General features: G+C 69.3%; 10 protein-coding genes. 2 read left to right on the top strand and 8 right to left on the bottom strand.

Annotated elements, in window-relative coordinates:
- Nucleotides 1-45: 45 nt before the first annotated feature.
- Entirely contained in the window at nt 46-864 is an 819-nt protein-coding gene (gene rsmI / locus IFU19_RS11085) for a 16S rRNA (cytidine(1402)-2'-O)-methyltransferase (RefSeq protein WP_070409642.1), read from the bottom strand.
- Between the two features lie 23 nt (nt 865-887).
- Here rsmI and IFU19_RS11090 point away from each other — a divergent pair, with 23 nt between their 5' ends.
- Complete coding sequence (locus IFU19_RS11090; RefSeq protein WP_192013831.1) at nt 888-2,459, top strand: phospholipid carrier-dependent glycosyltransferase; 1,572 nt, start codon at nt 888-890, stop codon at nt 2,457-2,459.
- Between the two features lies 1 nt (nt 2,460).
- Nucleotides 2,461-3,222, top strand: a complete 762-nt coding sequence (locus tag IFU19_RS11095; RefSeq protein WP_082509467.1) for an AAA family ATPase — start codon at nt 2,461-2,463, stop codon at nt 3,220-3,222.
- A 1,118-nt stretch (nt 3,223-4,340) separates the two neighbouring features.
- Here IFU19_RS11095 and IFU19_RS11100 read toward each other — a convergent pair.
- The 7 genes from IFU19_RS11100 to IFU19_RS11130 all read right to left on the bottom strand — a co-directional run bounded on the left by IFU19_RS11100 (nt 4,341) and on the right by IFU19_RS11130 (nt 18,223).
- Complete coding sequence (locus tag IFU19_RS11100; protein ID WP_156459489.1) at nt 4,341-4,733, bottom strand: hypothetical protein; 393 nt, start codon at nt 4,731-4,733, stop codon at nt 4,341-4,343.
- 70 nt (nt 4,734-4,803) lie between these two features.
- Entirely contained in the window at nt 4,804-11,634 is a 6,831-nt protein-coding gene (locus IFU19_RS11105; RefSeq protein WP_192013833.1) for a PA14 domain-containing protein, read from the bottom strand.
- 223 nt (nt 11,635-11,857) lie between these two features.
- Nucleotides 11,858-12,826, bottom strand: a complete 969-nt coding sequence (locus IFU19_RS11110) for an NAD-dependent epimerase/dehydratase family protein (RefSeq protein WP_192013836.1) — start codon at nt 12,824-12,826, stop codon at nt 11,858-11,860.
- Nucleotides 12,823-13,833, bottom strand: a complete 1,011-nt coding sequence (locus IFU19_RS11115) for a GDP-mannose 4,6-dehydratase (protein WP_192013838.1) — start codon at nt 13,831-13,833, stop codon at nt 12,823-12,825. Before IFU19_RS11115 ends, IFU19_RS11110 begins: the two co-directional genes overlap by 4 nt.
- Before the next feature lie 284 nt (nt 13,834-14,117).
- Nucleotides 14,118-15,941, bottom strand: coding sequence for a thioredoxin domain-containing protein (locus IFU19_RS11120; protein ID WP_192211957.1), 1,824 nt, complete (start codon nt 15,939-15,941; stop codon nt 14,118-14,120).
- A gap of 1 nt (nt 15,942) precedes the next feature.
- A complete protein-coding gene (locus IFU19_RS11125) occupies nt 15,943-16,779 on the bottom strand; it encodes an aldo/keto reductase (RefSeq protein ID WP_192013840.1) in 837 nt (278 codons plus the stop codon).
- 52 nt (nt 16,780-16,831) lie between these two features.
- Nucleotides 16,832-18,223 carry an aminotransferase-like domain-containing protein gene (locus IFU19_RS11130; RefSeq protein WP_192013842.1) on the bottom strand — a complete coding sequence of 464 codons (1,392 nt, stop codon included), beginning with the start codon at nt 18,221-18,223 and terminating at the stop codon, nt 16,832-16,834.
- Nucleotides 18,224-18,281: the final 58 nt, after the last annotated feature.

Below are 18,281 nucleotides of genomic sequence, written 5' to 3' on the forward strand. Positions count from 1 at the left end.
GAGGATTCTACGGGGGCGCGCCGACGCGCCCGACCGCGTGACGGGTCAGCGTTTGACGGCCAGTCCCGCCTGGTACAGCTCGCGCGAGGAGTGGCCGGTCAACGACGCCACCTCGGCCGCGGCCTCTTTGAGTCGCGTGCCGCCGCGCACGAGTTCGAGCACCTGGGTCACGGCATCCGGGAACGCGACCTCGCGCGCACTGGCGCCGCCCACGACGATCGCGATCTCCCCGCGCACGCCCTCGGCCGCCCAGGCGGCGAGTTCGGCGAGGGTTCCGCGCTTGACCTCTTCGTACAGCTTGGTGAGCTCGCGGCAGACCGCCGCGGGGCGATCCGCGCCGAAGGTGGCGGCGAGGTCGTCGAGAGTGGATGCCAGCCGTGACGGCGACTCGAAGAACACCAGGGTGCGTTCCTCCGACGCCAGCTGCGCGAAGGCGCGACGCCGGTCGCCGGGCTTGCGGCGGGGGAACCCCTCGAAGGCGAAGCGGTCCGTGGGGAGTCCCGCCACCGCGAGGGCGGTGACGACCGCACTCGGACCGGGCAGGGCGGTGACCGTGACGCCGGCGGCGGCCGCCGCGGCGACCAGACCGTAACCGGGGTCGCTGACGGTGGGCATGCCCGCGTCGCTCAACACGAGGAGGTCGTCGACGCGCGCGAGCTCGACGAGTTCGGCGGCGCGCTCCTTCTCGTTGTGATCGTGCAGGGCGATCAGGCGCGGACGGTTCTCGACGCCGAGGCCGGCCATGAGCCGCTGGGTGGTGCGCGTGTCTTCCGCCGCCACGACGGTGGCGTTCTCGAGCGCTTCGATGAGACGCCGCGAGGCGTCACCCAGGTTGCCGATGGGCGTCGCCGCGAGGATGATCACCGTTCCACCTTAGGCTGGGGGCCGTGAGCACCGTCGGCCCTCCTCTGCTGGCCCCGATCGAGCGAACGCGACTCGACCGGTGGCGTGACGCGATGCTCCTCGATCCCCGAGGTCTGCGCGTGTGGCGATGGCTGGCTCCCGCCCTCGTCACCGTCGTGGCGGCCGTGCTGCGTCTGATCGACCTCGGCAATCCGCACCAGCTCGTGTTCGACGAGACCTACTACGTGAAGGACTCGTGGAGCCAGTGGGTGCTCGGGTATCCCTCGACGTGGCCCGAGGGCGCCGACGCCAGCTTCGCCGACGGTGACACCGACGTCTTCACCGGCATCGGCAGCTACGTCGTGCACCCCCCGCTCGGACGCATCCTGCTCGGCGCCGGCATGGCGGTGCTCGGCCCCGACTCCGCGACCGGATGGCGCCTGTCGGCCGCGGTCTTCGGCACGGCCACGGTGCTGCTGATCTACCTGTTCGCGCGGACGCTGACGCGATCGATTCCGCTGGCGACCGTGGCATCCGGTCTCTTCGCCATCGACGGCCTCGGCATCGTGCTGAGCCGCATCGCGCTGCTCGACATCTTTCTCACGTTCTTCGTCGTGCTGACGTTCTGGTTCGTCGCCCTCGATCACCGGCGCACCGGCGATCGTTTGGCCCGTCTCGTCGCGGCGCGCGAGGGCGATCCGCCCCGGTGGGGGCCGATCCTCTGGAACCGCCCCTGGCTGCTCGCCGCGGGTGCCGCAGCGGGAGCCGCGACCGGCGTGAAGTGGTCGGGCCTGTACGTGCTCGCCGGGGTCGGCATCTACGCCGTCGTCACCGACGCGCTCGCGCGCCGCCGCGCGGGTGTCGTGCAGTGGCCGATGGATGCCGTGCGCCAGGGCCTCGCCTCGTTCGTGCTGCTCGTGCCGGTCGCCGCCGTCGTGTACCTCGCGAGCTGGTCGGGCTGGCTGTTCACCTCGGGCGGGTACATGCGCGGCCTCGCCGCGTCGGCGAGCGGGTTCTGGTCGTGGGTGCCGCAGCCCCTGCAGAACCTGTGGGCCTATCACCAGGCGATGTACAACTTCCACGTCGGGCTCGTCACCCCGCACAGCTACGCCAGCCCCGCCTGGCAATGGCCGTTGCTCATCCGCCCGACGTCGATGTATTGGCACCAAGACGACTTCGGGGTGAACGGCTGCGCCCTGCCGGACGGCTGCACCGAGGCGATCTCGAGCCTCGCGAACCCGCTCATCTGGTGGGCCGGGGTCGCGGCATCCGTGTATCTGCTCGTGCGGTTCGTCATCGTGCGGGACTGGCGCCACGCGCTGGTGCTGACGGGGCTCGCCGCCACCTACGTGCCGTGGCTGCTGTACCCCGAGCGTACGATCTTCCAGTTCTACACGGTGGCGATGCTGCCGTTCCTGGTGCTCGCGCTCGCGCTCGCCCTGCGTGACATCGCTCAGGGGACGCGCGGCATGTCGCGCGCGGGCGGTCAGGGTGTCGTGCTCGTCTTCGTGGTGGTATGCGTGGGGATCTCGGCGTTCTGGTACCCCGTGTGGGCGGGGCTGCCGGTGCCGTACGAGTTCTGGCGCCTGCACAACTGGCTGCCCACCTGGATCTGACGTGAGCCGCGGCGACGAGTGGCTGCACGACCCGCGGCCGGTGCAGCGGGTGAAGCTGTTCCGCGATGCCCCCGTCGACCACGCCGCGTGGCCGGCGACCGTGCCGGCGGTGGCGCAGTTTCTCGAGGTCGCGGCGGGCGACGGGTGGGAGTTCGGTCCCGGCGTCACTTTTCTCGTCGGCGAGAACGGTTCGGGCAAGTCCACCCTCATCGAGGGCATCGCCGAGGCCGCCGGGCTTCCCGCCGAGGGGGGCTCGACGAACGGCGGCACCGAGACCCGCCGCAGCGAAAGCGCCCTCGGCGAGTGGCTGCGTATCGAGCGCAGCCCCCGCGCGCCGCGCTGGGGCTTCTTCTTACGCGCCGAGACCATGCACGGCTACTACTCGTGGCGCGAAGAACTGGGCGGCCCGGCGCCGAGCCTGCATGAGATGAGCCACGGCGAGTCGTTCAACGCCCTGCTCGACGAAGCCCTCGACCACGAGCACTACGTTGCGGGCCTCGCGTGCCTCGACGAGCCCGAGGCGGCCCTGTCGTTCTCGTCCACGCTGCGCTGGCTGGCGTCGCTCGACCGCATGCGCTCACGCGGAACGCAGGTCATCTGCGCCACCCACTCCCCCGTGCTCGCCGCCCTGCCGGGGGCGACGATCCTCGAGCTCGGCGAGTGGGGCATTCGCGAGAGCGCGTGGGAAGACCTGGAGCTGGTGCGATTGCACCGGGGATTCTTGGACGCGCCGGGACGGTACCTGCGGCATCTGCTGGAGTGAACGAGCGGGTTCAGCCCCGATACCCCACGAGGCAGGCCTCTGGCGGACTCCCGATCCGCTCAGTCCACGAGCATCGTCGTCATCGCCAGGCGGAGATTGCCTCTGGTCGTGACGCAGGATGACCGGCGGACGTCGGAGCAACAGGCGACGACTGGGAGCGGATGCGGAGTTGTCCGGCCTTCGTCGGAACTCCACTCAATTTGTCGGTAATCGTCGCTTGGGGCTCCATCTCGGGCCGGGTGGACAAACGTCATCCGCGCACCCTTGGGTACCGCATTACTGGGCTATTCATACTGTGATCGACGTCGCCTCGGACCTTCGCCCGCTCCCACATCCAGCCCAAGCCAGCGATTTACCCGCTCTGCCTCCGCACGCGCGGAGCCAAGGGACGTGAGAGAACCATCTAAAACAAAAAGGTTGTCCTGAGTTTCGAGCTGCACGACCCCACTCTGCAAGGATCCGCTCACAACGGGCCAGCAAAGAATGTAGAACCACCCTTCTTCTAACACCCCCGTCGCTCGCCTTATGGAGCTACGCGAGTAGGAGCGTGTCCGCCACCACGAACGAGCCACCAGCATCTCGCTCTCAAGAAAGACTCCTACCCACCAAACACGCAGCCACGCCCAAACAAGACCCACGATCACAGGAAATACAGGAAGGATCAACAACAAAATCTTCTCAATGGGTCGTCCAATGCTTGCAATCAGAGCCCCTATCGGAAACCAAATCAAAATCAACGTCATCACGAAAAGGCGAAAGACGCGGCCGTTCCTTGTTCTTCGATCGATACTCATTACCGCAACAACTTTCACTCAGTAGTATCGAATTTTGCCTTGTCGACTACCTCGAGCGTAGGTGTTCACCGGTGCAGCACGTTTCCCGGGAGCCTGAGGCCGTGATCGTCTCTGCAAGACGTCCTGACCAACGCGCGATCGTATTGGCAGGCCTCAGACTTGCCCTTGTACAGGCGCCCGCGACGATCGCGCCGGGGGCTTCTGGACGCGCCAGGACGGCATCTGCGGCGTTTACCTGAGAAGGGGATACCGCGGACACGTTGTCGTTGTCCACCTAGCCTTGGCAGAGCCGTCCGCCTGGTACGCCGTCCACAACGCCTGCGCTCACTGCAAAGGATCGAAGTCCGAGCGTGTCAATGCAATCCCCGCGGCCTCCCGGATTCGACGAGCGACCGCTCGGACGGTTACTTGCCTTCCGATGGTTCCGGGAAAATCGCGCGCCTCGCCCTTCACTCGGATCTTCACAACCGCCACTGCACCCGCAAGGGGCAGCCAACCGATCGATCCCCACGAGAACATGCCGGCGTACCGAACTATAGAAACTCCTTCGATCTCAGCCAGAAGCATGACCGATGTTCGGAACCAGCCACGAACAATGACCGATTCCGAAGTTAGCCAAACACCCATGAACCACGGACGAACCAACCAGAAGACCGTGACGAGAAGCAGCCAGAGTGCAGATTTCGTGCCCGGCAAGCTCCAGTCATACGTGAGCATTGGCGCGCTGAATGCCGCCGCAAAAAGGCACCCTCCGACGCGAGCCCCGCGGGCAGAACCTGGTATGCGCTCAATATACATAGGCCCGCATCCATCCTCCGCTACGCTTTGTTGCTTGCGTACCAAAAACGTTCACTCGCCAACCGGTTACCAACGGACGTACGGCGTCACCCATCCCGTTGTTGGCAACGTTGAACACCGCGGTTAGTGGTACTTCTAGTTGTGTGCGAACAGTGCGGGAGATCGGCCGCACTTCGACGCGGGTCGTTACTCGGCCAAGCTGTGCGATCGCTCGGGCCCCCACTGTTGCCTGAAGCGTGGAGGCGGCAGCTTTGAAGACGGCCTTCATGCCTATGCTTCCCGCGACCGCGCCTGCGGCGGAGACAGCTGCGTCGCCGAGCCGTCCCTGCGCCACATAGGCCAAGGTCTCCACGACTCCGCAGGCAGCGCCCACTAGTCCTGGGACGAACCCGCACGCGAACAACGCTGCCTTACCAGCCGGTGAGTCGGTGATCGCGCGCCCGATGTCGTGCCACCAGGCCCGCCCGCTGAGGTCGTTTTTCTCGACCGGATCGGTGGGCCAGACGTAGTCGTTGTCGACGCCGCCCTCGACCGGGTCGACTTGCAGGAACCGACCCAACGCCGGGACATACAAGCGGGCGCCCATCTCGACGATCAGCGCCGTCTCCAACGCCTCGGTCAGCTTCTGCGCCCCCTGATGCCACCCCGTCGTCCCACTCACCGCACCCGACTCATTCGCCGCCCCCGTACCCAGCGCGAGCGTGTCGGGGTCGAGGGGCTGACCGAACGGGTCATACAGCAGCACACCCGACGCCGACGAACCATCCCCCGTCGTCACCGTGTGACCCTGCAACGACGGATACGACCACGACGCCGCCCCCGACGCGGGAATATCGACCGTCACCCCACCCGGAAGCGACAAGAACACCACCGGCGCAGCATCCCCCGACAGCACCGCCCACGGACTATCCCCCGCACCCGCATACACGTACCGGGATGTCACTTCGGGAGCATCCCCCGCCGGGTCCACGGTCCGCGACACGACACGACCGGACGCATCCCGTGTCAGGGACACCTTCGATCCCGCGTACGTCCGTGTCCCCACGTGACGGTTGTCGGCGTCGTACGAGAACAACAGGTCCGACAATCGCGTCGTGTTGCCGCGGAGGTCGTACGTGATCTCGTCGGCGTTGAAGCCGTCGGCGATGTGCGACGCACCCGGACCCGCACCCCACACCGGGTTCGACACCAGACGGTCAGCCCAGTCGTAGCAGTACTCCGCCGTCATCACAGCCGTCTGCGACGACCCCGGCGCCGTGTACCGATCGACGTATCGCGTGCGGTTACCCGATGCACCCGCGGAGGTGTTCGGCCCGCATCCTCCCGACGACGCGAACTCGTACGACAGCTCATGCCCCGGGATGTTCGCGGAGACGAGGCGGCCTGCCGCGTCGTAGCCGTAGGTGGAGTCGAACGACTGCCCGTCTTGCGAGATGCTTTCTCGCACGATCCGCCCCGCGACCGACCGGGTCACCTCATCGGTGATCGACGCCGATGACGGGAACGACCACGTCTGCGCCCCGATCGTGCCGCGCGTGTCATCCCACGACACGCCCAGCGCCGACCCACCCAGGTACGACACCTGCGCGAGGCGCTGCTTCGCATCGAACGACGCCGCCGCATACACCTGCCCATCGAACGTCACCGTCGTCGTCTTACCATCGCGGTCGTAGGCGAACGCCGTCGTCGACGAGGCAACGCCGGGACTGGCCGTCGTCACGTGCAGCACGCGGCCGGTGAGCGATTCGTAGACCGGCGTCGTGACGACACCCCACACATCGGTGTACGAGACAACGCGCCCCAGCAGGTCAGTGGTTGTCGTCGTCGCCGACGTGAGCGACCCGGGCACAGGGGTTCCGATCACCGTCACCGAGAGTCCCGCGGGCGTCGGAGCATAGGTCGTCGTGACCGTGTCGGTTGCGACATCGTCCCCGCCCGCCGAGACCTCCTTCACCGTGCGACCACGCGCATCTACCGTCGTGCACGACCACGCCTCGTCGCCGGTGACCCGTGTGCCGACGGTGCGACCCATCGCGTCATAGACATACGACGTCACGATCGCGGGCCCGCTGTCAGGTATAGGCCCGGTCGACGACTTCAGCATCCCGAACTGACGCGTACCCGCAGGAACGCCGCACGTGTCTTCCGACAGCTGCTCGTCGTCGCCGTAATAGGCGCGCGTCGTGCTCTTGGCATCCGAGATCGAACCGGACGCCGTCACAGCCGGCAGAGCCTTCGACTTCTGCCGCAGCCACCCGGCGCCGTTCACCGTCTCGGACACCACAGTGCTCTTCAACGCCAGACCGCCGGGGTCGACCGTCGAGGCCGACACCTGTCCGACAATGGGATCTTGATACGTCGTCTCGGTCACGATCGACGGGGCCGCAGCCCCCGCGACAGACGTGGAATCGTCCATCGTCGAGCGGGTCACGAGTCCGTAGTCGGGGCGCAGCTGACTTCCGGGCACGGCCTGGAACGACCCCGCCCCCGGCGGCTTCCACTGGAGATCGACACGCGCGCCGCCCGCGTTCTCGTAGTACTCCACCCGCACGCGGCGCACGTCACCCTCGCCCACCGTGAACGCGACGCTGTCGGCGGCCGTCGGCCCTTGATCCACCCAGCGGTCGATCATCAGGACGTCGTCGAGCCAGACACGCGAGCCGTCGTCGGTGCTGGTACGCAGCTGATACGTCCCGGCCTGAGGGAAGGTGATCAGACCGGTCGCACGCAGAGAGAAGTTGTCTTGAGAGACCGTCCCCGCGATCGGCGAGCCCCCACCCCAGTCCTTCTCGAACGTCCCGTCCGCCGGACCCACACCCAGGGCGTACGCATCGGGCTTACCCGAGAGCTTGCGCGTGTTCGAGTAGTACGCGACCTGCAGACCGTTCAGCCCACCGTCGTACACGGTTCCGGTCGACGACGGCACGACACCGCAGCCCGCCACCTCCACCGGCCGGTCGACCGGGCGCCCGTCGGCACCGAAGCACCCGACCGGCGCAGCTCCATAGGCCGCGACCAGCCGATCGGTGCGGTCGTACACCTTCGTCGACACCAGGCCCGTGGCGTCGGTGATGCGCCGCACGAGGTCTTTCGCAGCATCCCATTCCTGGCTCGTCGACACCCCCATCGCGCTCGTGGATGCCGTCTGCCGCCACGCCGCGTCATAGGTGACCGTCTGAGAGACCCCGGCCAGACCCGCCACCGACACCGTCGTGCGTCCGTCACCGTACGAGTACCTGCGCGTCGGACGCTCAGCTGCCGTGACGCCATCCGGCGCCGGGAGCGTCACCCCCGTGGCACGCATGCCGTCATAGTTGATCGACGTCGACGCAGGATCGTCCGCCCCCGCCGCGGCAGGGACGGGGATGCTGTCGTTGGCCGTGGCATCCCGAATCTGACTCAGAAGGCCACCGGCATTGTCGTAGCCGAACAGCGTCGACTCGTCACCCGGGTCGAGGATCGCCGCGAGCTGGGCGTTGCCGTTGTAGAACAGCCTCGACTCGGAGCCGTCGGGATAGGAGATCCGGCAGAGCATGTCGACCGGGGCCTTCGCGTAGCCCGCGCCCGACTGCTCGGGGCAGGATGAGCGGTCGCCGTTCTGATACCCAAACACGACCTTGCGCGTGTACTGATCGCCGCTCTTCGACACCGGATCCACGATCTGCGTCGCAACGCCATTGGCGTTCAAGATCGGCTGCGGTGCGGCAGCCTTGCGGACATCTTCGGGCGGCGTGGCCGACGCGACGCGTCCCTCCTTGGTGAACTGGTAGACAGTGCCGTCCTCATCGGTGAACACGACCCAGCCGTTGCCGTCCAAGGAGAGAACGCCGTACTCACCCGTCGGCGGCGTGTACCCTCCCGCGGCCGCCTTCGTGTACGTGTGCGTCTTGCCGGTCACATCGGTCAGCACCACCGATGCGTCGGTGGTCTGCGCCGATACCCATGTCGCGGCGGCACCGGCCAGCGGCACCGACGCACCCCAACCCTGGGGAAGGGTCGTGACACGCTTGGTGAACCATTCGGGCGAGACGTTCACCCGCGTGGGCGAAGACGCGCCATCGGGGGTGTACTCGACCCAGAGATCGACGTACGACAGACCCACCTCTTCGTAGTACTCCACCTGGAGGGGCTTGGCACCGCCGACACCCGTCACCGTGTCTGCCGCGGGGGTCGTCCATCCGCCGCCCTGCCAGCGGTCGATGAGCGTGCGCCCGTCGTAGGTGACTCGGATGCCATCGTCGTGCGTCGCTCCGAACCGCACCGAGCGCCCGATGAACTCCGACGGCAGGGTCACGAAACCGGTCCATCGCGCGAGGAAGTGATCAGCCGGGAGCGCCTCGGCGGGAGAACCGAGCCCCCACCGGAAGGACACGGCCGAATCGGTGCGCACGAACGCCGCGGTCTTGTCGGCGAAGGTGTACCCGCCGGGTGAGGTGGGCGGCACGCCGCCGGAGCGGGCATCGAAGTACTCGCCGAGCAGGCCCCGATTCGCGCCCGGCACCTCTTGCGAGTTGTAGGTGAACGACATCCCCATGGCGCCCCCGAGGGTCTGCACGGCCGGGGAGGCGAACGAGACGCTCACGTTGCCGTTCGCGAGGTTCGTCGTCACCGCGCCGGCGGAGTCGTACGGAGACGGCCCCGACGCGCCGAGCCGCAGATCCGTGCGCAGTCGACGCACCCAGCCGTTCTCGGTGTTCGTGTCCTGCCCATCGTTGGTGGTAACCGTCCACGAGTACACCCCGCCGTCTTGCAGGGTTCCCGGCGGGACGGCCCACGAGGCGACCCCGTTCGCCGCCGTGATCCAGCCGGACGTCACCACGGCTCCCGATCGCGCATCCTGACCCGTCGCGATCTTGAACTGGTACCTCATAGAGCCGCCGACCCCGTCGGTGTCGGCGACGGCTCCAACGCGCAGGCTCGGGGTCAACGTCGTCACCGTGGCCGGCGTCTCGGTGACCGCGCTGCCCGGCGCCGCCGTCGCTGCATCCGGCAGTGGCACGTTGTTCGTCGTGAAGCTGTACACGGGCGACTGGCGATACGTCGATTGGCCCCACAGATCGTTGAGGTCGTCGACGACCGAGACGCGCCAGTAGTACGTCGTGCCCGTGCGCAAGACACCAGAGGGCACTTGATACTGCGTGCCACCCTCCCACCCGCGCCCGGCGACGAGGTTCGTCATGCCTGGGTCGGTCGCGAGCTCGAAGGTGTACTGCTGCGCGCGGTTGCCGGGATTCCAGGCGTTCAAACCGAGCATCGGAGTGAGCGAGACGCCCCCGCCGCCGTCGGCCGGACCCCACCCGCCCACCGACGGGTACCCCCACGACTCGACCGAGAGCGCTGACTGAACACGCTTCAGGGAGTAGCTCGACCCCTCCCACCCCCCGATCATGAACGCCGGACGGTCTCCGATACGCAGGTTGCTCGCCAGCCGGGCCACGATACCGTCGCCCTCGATCTCGGCCGCATCGGTCGCCAAGTTGAAGTAACCGAGGTGGGAACCCGTCCCATGGTACGAGAAGCCGCTCGCGTGCTGGACCCATCCCTGCTGCCACGAGGTCGTGCCGTCACCGTCGTATCCCACAGCCATGTTCGCGGCCGCGATGAACTGCCCGGGCAGGTTGCCGTAGTCGTACGAAACGACCGAACGCCAGTATTGGTTTCCGTTGCCCTCGCGCGTATTGCCGATCATCTGCGCGCCATGCCAGACCGTTCCGTTGGACTTGTACGCGGTCGCGCCGTTGGGAGTCATCACCGTCGGGTCGATACGCACGGGGTACACACGCGCGGGGTCGCGCAGCCACTCACGATCGGCGCGCAGGGTGTAGCGCCACGAACCGTCGCTCGCCTTCCACAGCGCGACCTTGAGGGCCACCTCGGTGTCGCCCGACTCGCCCTCGACTCCGCTGGAGTCGGTGGCGATCGGGGTGGGGATCATCAGCACCTCGGCGCCCGATCCGTCGGTGAACACGACGGAGTCCGCCTCGCCGAGCGCCGGGGTGAGAGATCCGGCATCGATACGCCACGTCCACGACGACCGAGACACGGGAGCGGCGTCGAGCACGAGCGACTCCTTGACCCCACCCGGCTCGACGCGGTACTCGAGGTCAGCGCCGCCCGTCACGTCTCGGTAGGTGAGTTCCTCCCAGTCGTCCCACCACCAGAACGGGGCGGCGACCTCGCCGGCCTCAGCGCCGACGAGAGCGAACGAGACGTCGTGGCCCTCGCGCGAGACCGTCACCGAGGGGGCTTCGTCGGCGCCTCCACGAAAGACGGGGCTGAGCGGGTGGTCGTCGACCGTCCAGTCCGCGCCGTCGCGCGACACCGACGTGTTCACGTCGACCCACGTTCCGTCGTCGTTCTGCGCCCGCTCGGGTGTGGACGACACGCGTGTGACGGTCGACCCCGTGCCGCTGACGTACCGCGTGGTGTCCTCGGTTTCATCGACCGGGCGAAGACCGGAGGTGGGGACGCGGCGTCGCTCCCACTCATGCACGGCAGCGCCCACGGGCGGCGGTTCGATCGCGGGCACCACCGCCGGCTCGGCGCCGTCTGCCACGTCGGTGCTCGCCGGAATGGCGAAAGACCCGTCGGGAAGCGCCGGGGGCGGTGAGGGCTCGTCGGACGCCGCCAGCGCCGGAGCGTCAGCGGTCGAGGGCGCGGCCGCGGAAACGACCACACGTGAGACCGCCATCGCCGCGTCGAAGGGAACGGCCGTCCCCACCATCAACACGATCGTGGCGACGATCGAACCGGGCCAGAGACGTGAAGAGAGGAACATGCCCACCCCCGAAGGTGCCGCCGACGTGGCGGTGAACGTCACCCGAGGACTCAGGTTGCGCCGAGGTTAGGCATCAGGCTTTGTCAGGTTCGCGCTGCTTCCGCGTCATTCCGCGGCTCGAACAACCGCACTTCACCCGCGCGACGGGAGATCGGCGTTCTTCGCTCGCCCGCTCTTCCCCCGCGGCGGACACAGGAACGGCCCGCCGCGCGAAGAGAGGCCGCCGGCCCCACGGCGTCCGACGCCCGCCGACGTGCAGTCCGGCTCAGGCGCTCCGCAGAGCCGATGAGTCGGACGGCGGCCACGCTGCGGCCGCCGCATCGAGGCTCACCACGGCGTCGGCGATGGTCGTCTCGAAGGCGAGGAGCGGTTGCCACCCGGTCTCGGCGCGCAACCGAGACGCGTCACCGCGGATCGACGCCGGATCGGAGGGACGGATGCGCTCGGGATCGACGCGCAGCGGGGGGATCTCGCGCCCCACGGCGGCGCAGATCGCGGTGACGACGTCGCGGCCGGAACGAGCCACACCCGAGGCGACGTTGTACAGCGAATGGGTCAAGGCCGGCGCGTCGGCGAGAGCGAGATAGGCGCGGGCGACGTCGCGGACGTCGGAGTAGTCGCGGCGGGTGTCGAGGTTGCCGACGGTGAGCGGCTCACCGGGGGCGGATGCCGTGAGCTGACGCGCCAGGTCGGGCACCAGGAAGCCGGGGCCCTGCCCGGGACCGAAGTGGTTGAACGGTCGCGCCACCACCGCGTCGAGTCCACGCGCGCGGTAGAACGCGATCTGGTTCTCGACGAGGATCTTGCTGACGACGTAGGGCGACGAGAATCCGATCGGCGAGGACTCGTCGCGCACCGACTCGCCGGCGGAGGCCGCGTAGACCGCGCCGGAGCTGACGGCCACGATCCGCCCACCTCCGCCGGAACGCAACGCCGCCTCGCAGAGCACGGTCGTCATCGCGCTGTTGTCGGCGATGTACTGCTGCGGTCGGTCGAACGACGCACCGACGGCGGCGAGACCGGCCAAGTGCACGATGGCGGCGTCCGACGGCGCCGACGCCGGCCACTCGTGCCGCAGGTCGACCCCCGCGTAGCCGTCGAGCGCCTGCTCGATCCCGGATGCCGCCCGCTCGCTGCGGCCGATACCGAACACCGACCATCCGGCCTCGGCGGCCGCTCTCGCCAGGTGACCGCCGACGAAACCGCCGACGCCCGTGATGACGAGGCGTTTCATCCCGCGGCGACCGGCGCGGCGCTGAGGGCCAGGTCATGCGCGACCATGCGCCGCGTCATCTCGGGGAGGTCCACCCGGCGACGCCAGTTGAGCACGCTCTCGGCCTTGGCCGGGTCGCCGAGCAGCACGTCGACCTCTGCGGGGCGGAAGAACGCCGGGTTCTGAACGACGTAGGGGCGCCACTCGTCGATGCCCGCTGCGGCGAAAGCCAGCGTGAGGAAGTCCTCGATCGAATGGGTCTCGCCCGTGGCGAGCACGAAGTCGTCGGGCTGGTCGTGCTGCAGCATGCGCCACATGCCCTCGACGAAGTCGCCCGCGTATCCCCAGTCGCGCCGCGGCGTGAGATCACCGAGTTCGAGGTGGGACTGCCGGCCGGTCACGATACCGGCGACGGCGTCGGTGATCTTGCGGGTGACGAACTCCACGCCCCGTCGCTCGCCCTCGTGGTTGAACAGGATGCCGCACGAGACAAACATCCCGTAACTCTCGCGGTAGTTCGTCGCCGCCCAGTGGCCGAACAGCTTGGCGACGCCGTAGGGGCTCCGGGGGTGGAAGGTCGACTGCTCGGTGTATCCGGTCGCGGGGCGGTTGTAGTCGAGACCGCCGAACATCTCGGAGGTGGACGCCTGATAGACGCGCGTCGATCCCGCACGCCCCGCCAGGCGCACCGCCTCGAGCACGTTAAGCACCCCCTTGCCCGTGACCTCGGCGGTGAGGAGCGGGTTGTGGAAGGAGTACCCGACGTGGCTCACGGCACCGAGGTTGTACAGCTCGTCGGGCTGGCTCACCTCGACGGCACGGATGAGGGACGTGAGGTCGGTGAGGTCGCCCTCGATGAGGGTAACGGCGGGGAACTCGAGCGCGAACGCCTCGCGACGCGGGTTGCGCTGCCCACGGACGAGACCGAAGACGTCGTACCCCTTCGCCAGGAGCAGCTCGGTCAGGTGTCCCCCGTCTTGACCCGTCACTCCGGTGATGAGAGCTCGGGGCGGCGTGTTCGTGGTCATGGGCGGGTCCTCTTCTGCCGGATCGGGGGCGCCGGACAGGGCGCACCGTCGAGATCCTGCGCCCACCGCGCCGGCCTCCGCGGGCGTGCCCGCGCCGAACGCCCCGGGTGAAGAAGGTCATACCCGCCCGTTGCCGCGGTAGTCGCCCCCGGAGGCGAAGGACCGCGCGGGCGCTGTTCATCCGGGCTCTCACCCGGCGTCGGACGGTCCGCGGACCACCGCGCGGGGGTCGGAACGCACCGGCCGCGCGCAGCGGGGAAACGCGCGGAGAGGGCGGACCCGCCTCAGACCAGTCGCGCCGGATCCGTCGTCGGCAACGCGCACGTGAACGCGCGGCAGTCGTACGCCGTCGCCTCGCCGGCCAGGGCACTCTTGCCTATGAACAGCTCGAAGCCCGCCGCGGCGAACGCCTGGGCCTGTGCCGGCGACGCGACGACCACCACGTCGGCGGCGACGCGGCGCGCCGCGTCGGCGATCTCGGCATCCGAGTCTCCGACCACGACCACCTGGCGCGGGGCGGCGGCGAGTCCGAGGGCCACCTCGAGGATCGCGCCGTGCGCGAGCGGTGCGGCGAGAGCCGCGTCGGCGGCCACGCGCACCAGCGTGTCGGCGGCTTCGCGATAGCGCTCCCCCGCGCCCAGACGCCACAGGTCGAGAGCGGCGGCGGCGAACACGGACGGGCCCGAGGGAGCGGCTCCGTCGCTGGGCACCCCGCGGGGCTGCATCCCCTGCGCGGTCAGCACGGGATCCCCGCCGCCGGGGGGAGCGATGCCGTCGTCGCCGAGGCACAGATCGATCAACGCCCGGGCCCGCTCGGCGTAGGCCACCTCGCCGGTCACGCGGGCGAGCGCGAGCAGACCGCGGGCGAAGCCGCCGTAGTCCTCGAGCGTCGCGGGCGCGGCGGAGCGGATCTCGTCGAGCGAGGCGCGGCGGAGCGTCCCGTCGTCGGCGACGTTGTTCTCGAGCACGGCGTCGGCGGCCCAGCGGGCGGCCTCGACGAAACGGGGGTCGGTGCGGGTGCCTACGGCGGCGAGCGCGGCGATGGCGTGGCCGTTCCAGCCGGTGACGACTTTGGCATCCAGCGCCGGCGGAGCCAGCCCCGCCCGCTCTTCGGCGGACGCGCGGTAGTAGCCGCCCTCGTTGCGCGCGCCGTCGATGATCGACTCGGAGTCCTGGGCCGCGGCGATCCCTCCGGAGGGGAGCTGGAGCACGTCGACCAGGAAGCGCGCGGCGTCGGTGGCGGTGACCTCGTCTCGCGCGGCGAGCGCGACCTCGACGAGGCCCGCGTTGTCGGTGAGCATGCGCTCGAAGTGGGGCACGCTCCAGTCGCGGCGCGTGGCGTAGCGGAAGAAGCCGCCGTCGACGGTGTCGTGCAGCTCGGAGTCGCGCATCGCCGCCAGGGCACGGGATGCCACCGGTGCGGCCTCGGGGGCGGCGTCGACGAGCGCGGGGTGCTGCAGGAATCGCAGCACCGGGGTGTTGGGGAACTTCGGTGTCTCGAACGCCGGGCCCGCCGCGAAGCCGGAGTACTCGCGGTCCTCGCGCGCGGCGACGGTGCGGGCTGCTGCCGCGAGCTGGTCGAGCGTGGGCGGCGCGTCTGCGGCATCGGTCGCCGCGGCGGCGAGCGCGTCGCGCAGCGAGGAGCCGGTGGCATCCACCTCGTCTCGCCGCAGGGTCCACGCTTCGCGCACCGCGGCGAGCACCTGGCGGAACGACGGCTGCGGGGGGCGGGGAGCGGGAGGGAAGTACGTGCCGGCGTAGAAGACGCGCCCCTCGGGAGAGGCGAACACCGTCAACGGCCAACCCAGATGGGGAGTGAAGGCGGAGGCGGCGTCGAGGTAGGCGGCGTCGACGTCGGGATGCTCCTCGCGGTCGACCTTGATCGACACGAAGCCGTCATCGAGGACGGCAGCGGTCTCGGCATCCTGAAAAGACTCTCGCGCCATGACGTGGCACCAGTGACAGGTGCTGTACCCGATCGAGATCATGACGGGCACGTCACGGCGCGCAGCCTCGGCGAACGCCTCGGGCCCCCAGGGGAACCACGAGACGGGGTTGTCGGCATGGGCCCGCAGATACGGGCTCGAGGCGTTCGCCAGGCGGTTCAGATCAGTTCACCTCGTCGGGGTGCGAGCCCACGCGGCCCGAGCCGTCGCCCGGGTCGACCTGGTCGATCGCGGCCATCTCGTCGGCGGTGAGCTCGAAGTCGAACAGGTCGAAGTTCTCTTCGAGGCGCTCGCGGCGCACCGACTTGGGGAACACGATGAAGCCGTGCTGGATGTGCCAGCGCAGCACCGCCTGGGCGGGCGACTTTCCGTGGGCTTCGGCGGCATTCTTGACCGCGGGCAGCTCGAACAGGTCGTACTTGCCCTGGCCGAGGGGGCCCCACGACTCGATGTGCATGTCGTGCTCGGCGCCCCACGCGGCGATCTCGCGCTGGCTGAGGGCGGGGTGCAGCTCGATCTGGTTCACCACGGGGGTGACACCGGTCTCGGCGACGATGCGGTCGAGGTGCGGCACCAGGAAGTTCGAGACGCCGATCGAGCGGGTCTTGCCCGCCTCGCGGATCTCGATGAGCTTCTGCCACGCGTTGAGGTAGTTGTCGGCCTGCGGGGTCGGCCAGTGCACGAGGTACAGGTCGACCGCGTCGAGTCCCAGCTTCTGCAGGCTCTCGTCGATCGCGGCGTGCGGGTCGTCGCCGTCGTGGCGCGAGTTCCAGAGCTTGGTGGTGACGAAGAGCTGGTCGGGCGGGATGCCGCTGGCGGCGATGGCCGCACCGACGCCCTCTTCGTTCTTGTAGATCGCCGCGGTGTCGATGTGGCGGTAGCCGACCTCGAGGGCCTCGGTCACCGCGCGTTCGGCGTCGTCGGCGGGGACGAGGAACACGCCGTAGCCGAGCTGGGGGATGGAGTTTCCGTCATTGAGCTGCACAGAGGGAACGGTCATGGCATCCACCCTAGGAGGCGCCTCCGACATCGGATCCGGGGGTTGACGGCCCCTACGACAGCGGAGGAGCCGAGGCCGCCCGGGCGAGCGCGTCGGCGACGAGCCGAACGTTCTCGGTGACCGATCCCGCCGTCACCCGCACCCACTGCTGCGCCGAGGCGTCGGCGAGGAACGGCCCGCCCGCGGCGACCGCGATGCCCTCTGCGGCGAGGTAGACGAGGGCGGCGCGCTCGTCGCGGACAGGCAGCCACAGGTTGATCCCGTCGGGTGCGCCCACGTCGATGCCGAGACGTCGCAGGGCCGCGGCCATGCGATCGAGCCGATCACGGTAGATGAGGCGGGCCGTGCGGACCGGCGCGACGGAGCGCGGGTCGATGAGCAGTTCGAGCAGCACCGACTGCAGCAGCCGCGACGTCCACCCGGGTCCCAGCATTCGACCGCGCACGATCCGCTCGACGATGTGGGCGGGTCCACCCAGCGCGGCGATGCGCAGATCGGGGCCGTGCGACTTCGAGAACCCGCGCACGTGCACGACCTGGGCGGGGATCCACCTCGCGAGGGTGACCGCCGGGGCGGTGGCGATGAGGGCGGAGTGGTCGTCTTCGATGACCGTCACCGCGCGTCCTCCGGGAACGGTGAGCAGCACGTCTGCCAGGCGTCGCGCCCGCTCCGCCGACATCGACACCCCGGTGGGGTTCTGCGCCCGGGTCTGCAGCACCAGCGTCGACGGACGCTGCGCGAGCACGCGGGCCAGGGAGGCGGGGAGGATGCCGTCGGCATCGCTCTCGAGCGGGATCACGACGCCGCCGGTGGCATCGACCAGGTCGAAGATGTACGGGAAGCCCGGTGACTCCACCGCGACCCGGTCGCCGAAGCGCACCACCTGCTCGACCGTGCGGGAGATGCCGTCGAGCGCTCCGTCGACGACGGTCAGCGCCTCGACCGTGCGCACCGGCCAGTCCTCGGCGAGCACGTCGTGCAGTTCGGGGAGCACGGGCAGGTCGTGATAGCGGCCGGTGTCGGCGCGAGGTCGCGCGCGAGAGAGCGCCCGCTCGATCGAGGGGAGCATCGCCGGATCCGGCGTGCCGAGCGACAGATCGAGACGGATGCCGTGCGCGCCCCGTCCGCCGAGTCCGCTCGGGGTGGGTGTCGGTGGCATCGCCCGCTCGCTCGAGGACATTCCACGCACCCGTGGACTCAGCCACTCGCGACGCTCGGAGCGCACGAAGGTGCCCGAGCGACCGCGAGAGGTGACGACTCCCGCCTGGGCGAGCGCGCGCCAGGCCGCGGCGACCGTTCCGGTGGACAGCCCCAGGTCGGCCGCCATCTGCCGGACGGTGGGAAGGCGCTCCCCCGGCCCGAGCGTGCCGTCGGTGACGAGACGGGCGATCTCGGCGGCGAGCCCCGCCGCGGAGCGGGACTCGAGGGCGCGGGGCGAGAGCATGCGGCTCCAATTAACGACGAAGTCACCCGACGAAATCGTCGGGAAATGTTCAGGCGCG

The organism is Microbacterium sp. CFBP 8794 (assembly GCF_014841235.1).
GTDB lineage: Bacteria > Actinomycetota > Actinomycetes > Actinomycetales > Microbacteriaceae > Microbacterium.